The organism is Caballeronia sp. GACF4 (genome assembly GCF_023631025.1).
GTDB lineage: Bacteria > Pseudomonadota > Gammaproteobacteria > Burkholderiales > Burkholderiaceae > Caballeronia.
In genome coordinates this window covers 130,738-142,850 of record NZ_JALQDW010000005.1, presented here as the reverse complement: position 1 = coordinate 142,850, position 12,113 = coordinate 130,738, and the positions used below count along the sequence as shown (strand labels likewise).

The 12,113-nt window shown below is 62.5% G+C and carries 13 protein-coding genes; 8 read left to right on the top strand and 5 right to left on the bottom strand.

Annotation, left to right across the window (positions count from 1 at the left end; genetic code table 11):
• Nucleotides 1-3: 3 nt before the first annotated feature.
• A complete protein-coding gene (gene gnd, locus NCR40_RS06800; RefSeq protein ID WP_250464758.1) occupies nt 4-984 on the top strand; it encodes a phosphogluconate dehydrogenase (NAD(+)-dependent, decarboxylating) in 981 nt (326 codons plus the stop codon).
• A 45-nt stretch (nt 985-1,029) separates the two neighbouring features.
• Here gnd and NCR40_RS06795 read toward each other — a convergent pair whose 3' ends face one another.
• Entirely contained in the window at nt 1,030-1,806 is a 777-nt protein-coding gene (locus NCR40_RS06795) for an ABC transporter permease (protein ID WP_250509048.1), read from the bottom strand.
• A gap of 85 nt (nt 1,807-1,891) precedes the next feature.
• The gene (gene nodI / locus NCR40_RS06790; protein WP_250509047.1) at nt 1,892-2,842 is read right to left on the bottom strand and encodes a nodulation factor ABC transporter ATP-binding protein NodI; all 951 of its coding nucleotides are present in this window, start codon (nt 2,840-2,842) and stop codon (nt 1,892-1,894) included.
• Between the two features lie 304 nt (nt 2,843-3,146).
• On the opposite strand from nodI, the gene NCR40_RS06785 reads away from it, so the two are divergent.
• A complete protein-coding gene (locus NCR40_RS06785) occupies nt 3,147-3,656 on the top strand; it encodes a universal stress protein (protein WP_250464890.1) in 510 nt (169 codons plus the stop codon).
• A 159-nt stretch (nt 3,657-3,815) separates the two neighbouring features.
• Here NCR40_RS06785 and NCR40_RS06780 read toward each other — a convergent pair whose 3' ends face one another.
• The 3 genes from NCR40_RS06780 to lexA form a co-directional block, all read right to left on the bottom strand.
• Nucleotides 3,816-4,433: a DUF2939 domain-containing protein gene (locus tag NCR40_RS06780; RefSeq protein WP_250509046.1), complete on the bottom strand. Its 618-nt coding sequence runs from the start codon at nt 4,431-4,433 to the stop codon at nt 3,816-3,818.
• Nucleotides 4,434-4,591: 158 nt separating this feature from the next.
• A complete protein-coding gene (locus tag NCR40_RS06775) occupies nt 4,592-4,918 on the bottom strand; it encodes a hypothetical protein (RefSeq protein WP_244825242.1) in 327 nt (108 codons plus the stop codon).
• 167 nt (nt 4,919-5,085) lie between these two features.
• Entirely contained in the window at nt 5,086-5,763 is a 678-nt protein-coding gene (gene lexA, locus NCR40_RS06770) for a transcriptional repressor LexA (protein WP_250464764.1), read from the bottom strand.
• A 269-nt stretch (nt 5,764-6,032) separates the two neighbouring features.
• On the opposite strand from lexA, the gene NCR40_RS06765 reads away from it, so the two are divergent.
• The 6 genes from NCR40_RS06765 to NCR40_RS06740 all read left to right on the top strand — a co-directional run bounded on the left by NCR40_RS06765 (nt 6,033) and on the right by NCR40_RS06740 (nt 12,112).
• Entirely contained in the window at nt 6,033-7,067 is a 1,035-nt protein-coding gene (locus NCR40_RS06765) for a sulfate ABC transporter substrate-binding protein (protein WP_244825240.1), read from the top strand.
• A gap of 138 nt (nt 7,068-7,205) precedes the next feature.
• A complete protein-coding gene (gene cysT / locus NCR40_RS06760) occupies nt 7,206-8,111 on the top strand; it encodes a sulfate ABC transporter permease subunit CysT (protein WP_244825239.1) in 906 nt (301 codons plus the stop codon).
• The gene (gene cysW / locus NCR40_RS06755) at nt 8,108-9,010 is read left to right on the top strand and encodes a sulfate ABC transporter permease subunit CysW (RefSeq protein ID WP_244825238.1); all 903 of its coding nucleotides are present in this window, start codon (nt 8,108-8,110) and stop codon (nt 9,008-9,010) included. The genes cysT and cysW overlap by 4 nt, the downstream gene beginning before the upstream one ends.
• A gap of 20 nt (nt 9,011-9,030) precedes the next feature.
• Entirely contained in the window at nt 9,031-10,125 is a 1,095-nt protein-coding gene (locus tag NCR40_RS06750; protein WP_250509045.1) for a sulfate/molybdate ABC transporter ATP-binding protein, read from the top strand.
• Nucleotides 10,126-10,137: 12 nt separating this feature from the next.
• Nucleotides 10,138-11,064, top strand: a complete 927-nt coding sequence (locus tag NCR40_RS06745) for a CysB family HTH-type transcriptional regulator (protein ID WP_244825235.1) — start codon at nt 10,138-10,140, stop codon at nt 11,062-11,064.
• 40 nt (nt 11,065-11,104) lie between these two features.
• Nucleotides 11,105-12,112 carry an asparaginase gene (locus NCR40_RS06740; RefSeq protein ID WP_250492348.1) on the top strand — a complete coding sequence of 336 codons (1,008 nt, stop codon included), beginning with the start codon at nt 11,105-11,107 and terminating at the stop codon, nt 12,110-12,112.
• Nucleotide 12,113: the final 1 nt, after the last annotated feature.

Sequence of the window (12,113 nt, the reverse complement as noted above, 5' to 3'; positions counted from 1 at the left end):
GACATGCAGATTGGCATCGTGGGACTGGGGCGCATGGGCGGCAACATCGGACGCCGCCTGATGCGCGACGGGCATCAATGCGTCGTCTACGATCACAGTCCGCAAGCAACCGACGCACTCGCGAGCGAAGGCGCGACCGGCGCGAAGGATCTCGGCGATCTGGTCGCAAAACTTGCCACGCCGCGCGTCGTCTGGCTCATGCTGCCCGCCGGCAAGATCACGGAGGACACGCTCAACGATCTCCGGCAGATTCTGAGCCCGGACGACGTGATCATCGACGGCGGCAACAGCTTCTACAAGGACGATATCCGCCGCGCCGCCGAGCTGAAAGCGCAGGGCCTGCATTACGTCGATGTCGGCACGTCAGGCGGCATCTGGGGCTTGGAGCGCGGCTACTGCATGATGATCGGCGGCGATGACGCGGTGGTAAACCGTATCGATCCGATTCTCGCGACGCTTGCGCCGGGACGCGGCGACATTCCCTTGACGCCTGGCCGCGACGGACGCGATGCGCGTGTCGAGAACGGCTACATGCATTGCGGACCGGTGGGTTCGGGACACTTCGTGAAGATGGTGCACAACGGCATCGAGTACGGATTGATGCAGGCGTATGCCGAGGGCTTCCATATTCTGAAGCACAAGGAATCGACCGAATTGCCGGAAAACGAGCGCTACACGCTCGATTTGGCCGATGTCGCGGAAGTCTGGCGGCGTGGCAGCGTGGTGTCGTCGTGGCTGCTCGATCTGACGGCGGGCGCGCTTGCGGGCGATGGTTCGCTCGAACGCTACTCGACCGAAGTGGCCGATAGCGGCGAAGGGCGCTGGACGATCGAAGCGGCCATCGAGGAAGCGGTGCCGGCGCAAGTGTTGTCAGCGGCGCTTTATACGCGCTTCCGGTCGCGCGACGCCGAAGCCTTCCCGGAGCGCATGCTTTCGGCAATGCGCTTCGGCTTCGGCGGCCACAAAGAGTTCGGCGTGAAGTAAATCCGTGGTTGTCTGTCGGAATAAAGGGCGATGATTCATCGCCCTTTATTTCATCATGCGGTGGCGAAACAGCCACGCGCACAGGAAGAACGGCACGACCGAATACGCCGCGAGTACCGCGAGATGCAACGCGAGTCCGTGCACGGGCCGGCCGAGCATGGCGGCGCGGATCAACTCGACCGCGTGATAAAGCGGCAGCGCCTGCGTCACATGCTGCGCAAAAGCAGGCAATTGCGCGACCGGAAAGAACACGCCGGAGAGCAAGAGCATGGGCGTGAGCGCGAGCGTTTGATAGAACATGAAGAAGTCGTAGCTCGGCGCGATGGCTGTGACGATCATCGCCGTGCTCGCGAATGCGAGTCCCGTAAGCACGATGATGGGCAGCGCGAGCAGCATCGACGGAAAACTCGCATAGCCAAGCGCGCCCGCCACCAGCATGATCGCCACGCCCGACAAGACCGATTTGCTCGCGGACCAGATCACTTCGCCGAGAACGATATCGCCGAGCGTGAGCGGCGTATGCATGATCGCTTCCCACGTACGCTGCACGTGCATGCGCGAGAAACCGGAATACATGGCCTCGAAACTCGCGGACATCATCACGCTCGACGCCACCGTGCCCGCCGCCAGAAACGCGATGTACGACACGCCGTCGACATGGCCGACCATCAAGCCGAGACCGAGGCCTAGCCCGAAGAGATAGATCATCGGATCGGCGAGATTGCCGATCATCGATGCAATGGCGAGCTTCTTCCACACCAGATAATTGCGCCGCCATACCGACATCCAGTTGCTCGCGTTGGCGGGAAGCGCGTTGCTCATGGGCGAGAGCGTATCGGCGTGTTTGGCTCGCAGGCGTGTTTTCTCGATGCTTGCGCCTGATCGATCGAAAGTGTCCATCGCTTGATTAGTCCACCATCTCGCGCCCGGTCAGGCGCAGAAAAACATCTTCGAGATTCGCCGGACGATGCAGATAGCGCACGTCCGTCCGGCCCTTCACGCGCGCATGCACGGGCTGCGGGTCGTCGACATAGCAGAAAAGCGTTTCGCCGCTGATTTCCGTGCGCGCGACGAACGGTTCCAGTTCGGCGGCCAGCGCCTGCGGATCGGGTCCGTAGATTTCGATGACGTCCGAACCGATCACCGATTCGATCAACTCGCGCGGCCTTCCTTCCGCGAGCTTGCGGCCTTCCTCGATCACGCAAAGCCGGTCGCACAGGCGTTCGGCCTCTTCCATGAAGTGCGTCGTGAGCAGAATGGTTTTACCGCGCGAAAGCAACGAGCGCAGGCGTTCCCAGATCAGATGGCGCGCTTGCGGATCGAGACCGGTGGTGGGTTCGTCCATCACGAGCACGTCGGGATCGTTGACGAGGGCGCGCGCCAGCGTCAACCGCCGCCGCATGCCGCCCGACAGTTCGCCGACGCGCGCTTGGGCCTTGCTTTCGAGGCGCGCGAATTCGAGCAACGAAGGCACGATGGCTTCCATGCGCGCACCTGTCAAGCCGAAATAGCGGCCGAAGACGAGCAGGTTTTCGCGCACGGTGAAGTCGGGATCGAGGTTGTCGAATTGCGGCACGACGCCCACGCGTTGCCGCGCGAAGCGTGCGCGCGCTGGCACGGGTTCGCCGACGAGACGGATCGTGCCGCTGTCGGGCGATGTAATGCCGAGCAGCATCTTGAGCGTCGTCGTCTTGCCCGCGCCGTTCGGGCCAAGCAGGCCGAAACACTCGCCAGGCTGAACGTCGAACGACAAGCCATCGACGACACTTCGCTCGCCGTAATGTTTTCTGACTTCGCTGAATTCGATCGCTGGCGCCGCGTTTGAGTTCGCGCCAGCTCGGTGATTTATGTCGGTCATGCGGCGGTCCTGCGAGGAAAAAACTCAGCCGGCTAGTGTAATCCAATGCACCAGCGCGGCGCTTTGCATGCAAGCGCATGCATCGTTCCTGTGATCGAAGCGTGCATCGCGTCTTCCTGTTGTTTTGGCAAATGGCGCCGGGCGCTTGCCCGGCAAGGCGCGCAGGCCTCTGGCACGGTGTGCGCTAGTGCTTGTAGCCGTGTAAGCGTTTTCCATCGTTGCCACGCATGAGGCGACCTACCATGATGAAGATGCGCCGCACTCGATTTGCCGACACCATCGGCTACGCGGCAGGGAGATCATGATGTCAGGCTATCGAAAAATCCTGTTGTGCTACGACGGCTCCAGAGAGGGCCGCAAGGCGTTGCGTCAGGGCGCGAATCTCGCGCTTGCCTTGAACGCGGAGACGCACGTGCTGGCGGTGGTGGATATGCGTTCGAGCATTGCGCAAAGCGCCGGTCTTCTGACCGACATGGCATGCGGACGGTTCGAGGATGCCGCACGCGACATCCTGCAAGAAGGCGTGGAGTGGCTGCGCGAACGCGGCTTGCAGGCGCAGGGCCATTTCGCATTCGGGCATCCGATCGATGAAATCGCCACGCTGGCGGAAAGTCTCAAGGTCGATCTGGTCGTGGTCGGCCATCGATGCCGCAGCGGTCTCGCGCGCTGGTGGATGGGCGCGGGCAACACACCGCTGCTCGATCGCGTGTCATGCAGCATATTGGTTGCGGTTTGTCAGGCAGGTGAGTCGGCCGAAGCGGAAGATGAGGCGGCTTATGCGGCGAAGCCGGACCGGGCCGAAGTAAGTGTTTGAGGATAGGTTTGCGCGATGAGGCTGGCCTGCGTCGGGCCAGTGCTGTTTTGCGCTATCAGCGCCAGTTGCCGTAGCCTTGAATGACGGCAGCGCACGCTTAACGCCGCAAGAAATCCATGAAGCGCTTACCGGCACTTTAAAGGTTGTCCAACAACGAACTCACCCGTTCAAATCAACCGCGACCAGCCTCCACGTTATCAACCCGTACCGATGAAAGATCGCGGAGTACCGCGCATCGCCGGCACCGTGCTGGTAGGTCACCACGAACGTATCGAAGCTGCGATATCCGGCCGTGGTCTGCGGTGGTTGTCGCGGCGGTTCTTGAGTCGCAACCATGCTCGATGCCGCTTCGGAAGGCGGTGAACTCGCCGCCGCCTGACCGTCTCGAACCGGTGGCACGATAGCGGGTGGATGCTCGCCTGGATCTCCGCGCGGCGGAATGCCATTCAAAATCGCGGCGACGCCTTCGGGCGTAGCGTAGGAATCCACCAGCGGCCCTACGAGCGCCGCGCCGATCATTGCACCGATGATCGCGAGCGGATTGCCGCTCTTCTGGATATCGACGCGCCGCGTCAGCAGTGCGCCGACTTGCTCTTTGAGGCTTTCACGCAGCGCGGGGAAGTCGACGTATTCGTTGACGGTCTGTGCATCGCGCGCATCGGCCGCGTGCTTGACGCGGTTCAGCGCGATATAGGGCGACGCATAGACAAGGCTTAACCCTGCAACGATGAAGAGAATAACGAGCGTGGCGACGAAATAACGCGTAGTGCGGGACATGCGAAGGAACGACCCCCGGCGTGACATGGGTGACATGAAAGAACGATTGACCATGTTCACGCCGGATATATCCCGAGCTTCATTCCTTGCAGCCGATAGATTGCGGACTGCCTGCATTACACATAACTCAAATTCACTCGGCAAACGCTCTACCGCGCTCAGGCCAGAATGCCGCTGCTAACGCCGGCGCGTTCCTCGTCGATACACCGGTCGATCATGCGCGACACCTCGCCGATATTGCCGACCATGATTACCCGCGACTCACTGCGATACACCCGCACCGGCGCGCGCTGTTCCGATTCCGCATGCACCGCGCTATTGAGCGACACACGGGCGAAGGCGGGTTGACGCGACGGCAACGCGGGCATCTCGTCGAAGAGATCGGGCGCCGCTTCAGGCCGCGCCACGGCGCATGAGATCAGCGAGCGCAAATGACGCAGACGGCCAAACTGACGAAAGGGCAGCAAACGGGCGAAACGTTCCATGATGACTCTCCAGACGGCGGACGACAGACGACAGACGATAGGACGCACCGCGGCACGCCGCGAGCGGTGGCCGTCATGCTTGTAATTTTTGAAACGTGCCGCGTCGCGCGAGGGCGAGGAGGCGAAGCGGGCGGCGGTGTTGACGCGCCGCGCGCTCGAGTCGTACGTTAGAACTCGCCGGAGCGGATGAGCCCGACCGCGATTCCTTCCAGCGCGAAGTCGCCGCTGCCGGAGCGCACGAAGATGTTTTCGTAGTCGGGATTCTCCGCGACCAATTCCACGCCATCTGGCCGGCGCTTCCAGCGCTTCACCGTGACGTCGTCGCCAATACGCGCGACCACGATCTGCCCGTCTTTCGCTTCATTGCGCTTCTGTACGGCAAGCAGGTCGCCGTCGAGAATGCCCGCGTCGCGCATGGACAAGCCGCGCACCTTCAGCAAATAGTCGGGCTTGCCCGAAAAGAACGCAGGGTCGCACGCGTAGTGTTGCGAAATATGCTCCTGCGCAAGGATGGGGCTGCCCGCCGCAACGCGCCCGACCAGCGGAAGCGACAACTGCATGATGCTCTGATGCGGCAAGGTGAACTGATGCGGAAGATCGTCCGAACGGTCGATGCGCGCGGAGCCTCCCAACAGGCGGATGCCACGCGACGAACCCGCCGCGAGTTCGATCACGCCCTTGCGCGCCAGTGCCCGCAGATGTTCCTCGGCGGAGTTCGCGGAGCTGAAGCCAAGCTCGGCAGCAATTTCGGCACGCGTGGGCGGAAAGCCCGTGCGGTCGATGGCTCGCTGGATGAGCTCGAACACTTGCTGCTGTCGCGCGGTAAGTTTTGAGGGTTTGGTCACTTGCTGGAGCCTCGGCGCACTGTATGGATGGACAGATGACTGTATTTTTATACAGTATTTCGAGCTTTTCAAGCTTTACTTGAAGTTCGTCGCCAGATCCTTTACTGACAAGGCTGCAACGCGCTCAAACAGTCGCTATTTGTCGCTCGGACTGCGAAAAACCTTGCTTTAGCACTTTTGCATCTAAAAAAGTGAGAAACAATTATTTCTAATCATATAAGCTCGCCTTTAGACTGATTCCGTCAATTCGATAAGACGGAGAACGGGGAATGCATAGCATCAGGGCTGGATTGAAGGGCGGCGCGAAACAACTCTTTGCCGCGCTGGCGATCACGGCGGCGAGTTTCGGAATCTCGGCGACCGCGCACGCGGACACGTCGTTTCTGAACGTCTCGTACGATCCGACGCGCGAGTTGTATCAGGACTTCAACCAGGCCTTTGCGAAGAAGTGGAAGGCGGACACCGGCGAAACGGTCACCTTCAAGCAATCTCATGGCGGTTCCGGCGGCCAGGCGCGCGCGGTTCTAGACGGGCTTCAGGCAGACGTCGTGACGCTTGCGCTTGCTTACGACATCGACGCGCTCGCCTCCAAGGGCATCGTCGGCACGGACTGGCAAAAGCGTCTGCCGGACAATGCATCGCCGTACACGTCGACCATTGTGTTTCTAGTGCGCAAGGGCAACCCGAAGGGCATCAAGGACTGGGACGATCTCACCAAGCCGGGCGTGTCGATCGTCACGCCGAACCCGAAGACCTCGGGCGGCGCGCGCTGGAACTATCTGGCGGCGTGGGCGTATGCGCAACACAAGCCCGGCGGCAACGAAGAGACCGCGAAGGAGTTCGTGACCAAGCTCTACAAGAACGCAGGCGTGCTCGATTCCGGCGCACGCGGCGCGACCACCAGCTTCGTGCAGCGCGGTCAGGGGGACGTGCTGATCGCATGGGAAAACGAGGCGTTCCTGTCACTCAAGGAATTCGGTCCGGAGAAGTTTCAGATCGTGGTTCCTTCGGTGAGCATTCTGGCCGAGCCGCCGGTGGCGGTGGTGGACAAGGTCGTCGACAAGCACGGCACGCGCAAGCTGGCCGAAGCGTATCTGAAGTATCTGTATAGCGACGAAGGCCAGCAGATCGCGGCGCGCAATTTCTATCGTCCGCGTTCGGACAAGGTGCCCGCCGAGCTGACCAAGCAGTTCCCCAAGCTCAAGCTCTACACCATCGACGACACCTTCGGTGGCTGGACCAAAGCGCAGAAGACGCACTTCGCGGACGGCGGCGTGTTCGATTCGATTTATCAGCCGCAGTAAGCAGGCAAGAGACCGGGCGCCGCGAGGCGCTCGAGTCGCAATGAAAGCGGCCGCAAAGACGGCCGCGCATGACGAGACAAAAAAACAGTGCGCTTATCCCCCGGCGCCGAAGGCAGGACGATCAAGGATGAAGCAAAGATGACAACGTTCACTTTCCGAAAGCCGAGTGCGTTACCCGGCTTCGGGCTGACGATCGGCATCACGGTGGCTTACCTGAGCCTCGTGGTGCTGATTCCGCTTGCGGCGACCTTCGCCAAGACCGCGACGCTCGACTGGGCGCAGTTCGTTCGCGCCGTCACCGGGCCGCGTGTGCTGGCGTCGTATCGGCTCACTTTCACGGCGGCGCTCGGCGGGGCGGTCATCAACGCGATCTTCGGCTTCCTGGTCGCATGGGTGCTCGTGCGCTACACGTTCCCGTTCAAGCGTGTCGTCGATGCCATCGTCGATCTGCCGTTTGCGCTGCCGACCTCCGTCGCCGGCATTTCGCTTGCCGCCGTGTACGCGAGCAACGGCTGGATCGGGCAGTATCTCGCGCCGCTCGGCATCAAGGTGGCGTTCACGCCGCTCGGCGTGCTCGTGGCGCTGACGTTCATCGGCTTGCCGTTCGTCGTGCGCACGGTGCAGCCGGTGCTCGAAGACTTCGAGCGCGAGCAGGAAGAAGCCGCCGCATGTCTCGGCGCCACGCGCTGGCTGACGTTTCGCCGCGTCGTGTTGCCGGCGCTCTTTCCCGCGCTTCTGACCGGTTTCGCGCTTGCGTTCGCGCGCGCGCTCGGCGAATACGGTTCGGTCATCTTCATCGCGGGCAATGTACCGATGAAATCGGAGATCACGTCGCTGCTCATCATCACCAAGCTCGAACAGTACGACTATGCCGGCGCGACGGCCATCGCCGTCGTGATGCTGTGCGTGTCCTTTCTCATGCTGCTCCTCATCAACACGCTGCAATGGTTCCTGCAACGCCGCACGAGCAAGACGGGCGCGGCGCCCGTGGTGGCCGCGGGGCCCTCGCTGCATGCCGGAACTCCGGGCGGAGGTCACGCATGAGCACGCCAAACAGCAAGGCGCTTCCAGTGAACACCGCCGCGCGCGGCGAGACCAACCGGCTCAATCCCGTCACCGAACCGCGCGCCGTGCGCTGGATACTCACGGGTATCGCGCTCGTGTTTCTCGCGCTGTTTCTGGTCGTGCCGCTCGTCGCCGTGTTCGTGCAGGCCTTCGCGAAGGGCATCGACTATTACTTCGATTCGCTCAAGGACCCGGACGCGTGGTCGGCCATCAAGCTCACGCTCTTGACCGCCGCGATTGCCGTGCCGCTCAACGTGGTGTTCGGGCTCGCGGCATCGTGGGCCATCGCCAAGTTCGAGTTTCGCGGCAAGGCGCTTCTGACGACGCTCATCGACTTGCCGTTCTCGGTGTCGCCCGTGATCTCCGGCCTCATCTACGTGCTCATGTTCGGCGCGCAGGGCTGGTTCGGACCGTGGCTGATTTCGCACGATGTGCAGATCATCTTCGCGGTGCCGGGAATCGTGCTCGCGACCATCTTCGTGACGTTCCCGTTCGTCGCGCGCGAACTGATTCCGTTGATGCAGGCGCAAGGCAACGACGAGGAAGAGGCCGCGCACGTGCTCGGCGCGTCGGGCTGGCAGATCTTCCGGCGCGTGACCTTGCCCAACGTGAAGTGGGGCCTGCTCTACGGCGTGATTCTCTGTAACGCGCGCGCGATGGGCGAGTTCGGCGCGGTCTCGGTGGTCTCGGGCCACATTCGCGGCCAGACCGACACCATGCCGCTGCACGTCGAGATTCTCTACAACGAATACAACTTCTCGGCCGCCTTCGCGGTGGCGTCGCTGCTTGCATTGCTCGCGCTCGTCACGCTCGGGCTGAAGCTGCTCGCGGAGCGCCGCATGACGGCCACGCTGAGCGACGTGAAGGCAACCGTATAAATGGAAGGCGTGGATCAATCATGAGCATCATCGTTCGCAATCTGCAGAAGCGCTTCGGCACCTTCACCGCGCTCGACAACGTCACGCTGGATTTTCCGTCGGGCGAACTCGTCGCGCTGCTCGGACCTTCCGGCTGCGGCAAGACCACGCTCTTGCGCGTGATCGCCGGCCTCGAATATGCCGATGCCGGTCAGGTCGTGCTCAACGGCGAGGACGTTGCCGAAGTGGGCGCGCGTGAGCGGCAAGTCGGCTTCGTGTTCCAGCATTACGCGCTGTTCCGCCACATGACCGTGTTCGAGAACGTCGCCTTCGGCTTGCGCGTGAAGCCGCGCCGCGAGCGGCCAACGGAGGCCGTCATCCGCGAGAAGGTGCATGAATTGTTGAAGCTCGTGCAACTCGACTGGCTCGCGGAGCGCTTTCCGTCCGAACTGTCGGGCGGTCAGCGTCAACGTATCGCGTTGGCGCGAGCGCTTGCCGTCGAACCTAAAGTGCTGCTGCTCGACGAACCTTTCGGCGCGCTCGACGCCAAGGTGCGCAAGGAATTGCGTAGCTGGCTGCGCCGTCTGCACGACGATCTGCATATCTCGACGCTCTTCGTCACGCACGACCAGGAAGAGGCGCTCGAAGTGGCGGACCGCATCGTCGTGATGAATCACGGGCGCGTGGAGCAGGTGGGCAGCCCGCAAGACGTGTATGACCATCCGCAGACCTCGTTCGTCTACGAGTTCCTCGGTGCGGCCAATCGCCTGCAAGGTCATGTCGATGCCAACGGCTTCGTCGCCGATGGCGCCACGCAGGCCATTGCCGTGCCCGCGCATTTCAGCGGCCGCGCGCTGGCCTACGTGCGTCCGCACGATCTGGCGATCTATCCCGTCGATGGCACGCATCGCGACGGCATCGTGGTCGGCGTGCGGCGCGTGGTGACGCTCGGCGGCTCGGTGCGCGTGGAACTCGAAGGCGACTCGGGGCGCATTCTCGAAGCGGAACTCGACCGCGAGTCGTGGCGCACGCTGCGACTCGACGTAGGCGACGGCGCGACCGCCGTGCCGCGCGCGTTGCGCGTCTTCCCGGCAGGCGATGCGAACGGGGCACAACAAACAAAAGCAACGGCATAAAGAGAGGCTGAAATGAACTTCCAGCAATTGCGTTTCGTGCGCGAAGCAGTGCGTCAGAACATGAATCTGACCGAGGTCGCAAACGTGCTCTATACGTCGCAATCGGGCGTGTCGAAGCAGATCAAGGACCTCGAGGACGAACTCGGCGTCGATATCTTCATCCGACGCGGCAAGCGTCTGACCGGCCTCACCGAGCCTGGCAAACAGGTGCATCAGCTGATCGAGCGCATGTTGCTCGACGCTGAAAACCTGCGCCGCGTCGCGCGCCAGTTCGCGGATCAGGACAACGGCCATCTCGTCGTGGCGACGACGCACACGCAAGCGCGTTACGCGCTGCCGAAGGTGATCCGCCAGTTCACGGAAGTGTTCCCGAAGGTGCATCTCGCGCTGCGTCAGGGTAGTCCGCAGCAAATCGCGCAGATGATCATCAATGGCGAAGCGGATATCGGCATCTCGACGGAAGCGCTCGACCGCTATCCCGACATCGTCACGTTCCCGTGCTACTCGTGGCATCACACGGTCGTCGTGCCGAAGGGCCATCCGCTCGTCGGACTCGAGAACATCACGCTGGAACAGATCGCCGAGTATCCGGTCGTTACTTACGATCAGGATTTCACGGGACGCTCGCATATCGACCAGGCCTTCGCGAGCGCGGGTGCCATTCCCGATATCGTCCTCACCGCCATCGATGCCGACGTGATCAAGACGTATGTCGAGCTTGGCATGGGTATCGGCATCGTCGCGGCGATGGCGTATGACCCGAAGCGCGACAGCGAACTCGTCGCGCTCGATACGCAGCATCTGTTCGAGGCGAGCACGACGCGCGTCGGCTTGCGCAAGGGCGCGTTCTTGCGGGCTTACGCTTACCGGCTGATCGAGATGTTCGCGCCGCAACTCGACGAAGCGCAGATCGCGGCGCAACTGCGCGAAGCGGCTTGAGCGAGTTCAGGTTCATCCCGGCTGATTTACAATCGCCGGCATGAACACTTCTCTCGATACCTTGCCGCGCCTCGCCGTTCTCGCGACGGGCGGCACCATCGCCGGACAAGCTGGCGATGCATCCAGGACAGCGGGTTACAAGGCAGGCGTGGTCGGCGTCGACAAGCTGCTCGAAGCCGTGCCCGCGCTCGGCTCGGTCGCGCGCATTCACGCGGAACAGATTGCGAGCATCGACAGCAAGGACATGACGCCCGCGCTGTGGACGACGCTTTCGCGGCGGATCGATGCACTGCTCGCGCAAGACGATATCGATGGCGTGGTCGTCACGCACGGCACGGACACGCTCGAAGAGACCGCTTACTTGCTGCATCTGACGGTGAAGAGCGCGAAGCCGGTCGTCCTGACCGCGGCGATGCGGCCCTCCAGTGCGCTGTCCGCCGATGGTCCGTTGAATCTGCTCAACGCGCTCACGGTCGCCGCTTCGAGGCAGGCGGCGGGGCAGGGCGTGCTGATCGCGTTCAACAATTTGATCCACAGCGCACGCGAAGTCACGAAGACGAGCACCTATGCCGTCGATGCCTTTCGTTCGCCCGAAGCGGGCGCGCTCGGTTTCGTGCAGGACGGACGCGTCGACTTCCAACGCACGGTCGTGCGGCCGCACACGCTCGCGAGCGAATTCACCGTTCCGCAAGACTGGCCGATGGTCGAAATCGTCGCGAGTTATGCGGGCGTATCGCGCGTTCCGGTCGATGCGCTCGTCGGCGCTGGCGTGAAGGGCATCGTGCTTGCGGGTACCGGCAACGGCTCCATGAGTTCGACGCTCGCGCAAGCCTTCGCCGATGCCATTGGGCGAGGCGTGGCGGTGGTGCGTTCGTCGCGCGTCGGCTCGGGCCATGTGATGCGCAACGGCGCCGCATCCGACGATGCGCTCGGCACCGTCAGCGCGGGCACGCTCAATCCGTACAAGGCGCGCGTGCTGTTGCAACTGGCGCTTGCGAGAGGCGTGAGCGATGCGCCCGGCCTGCAGCGCATCTTCGAGACGTACTAAA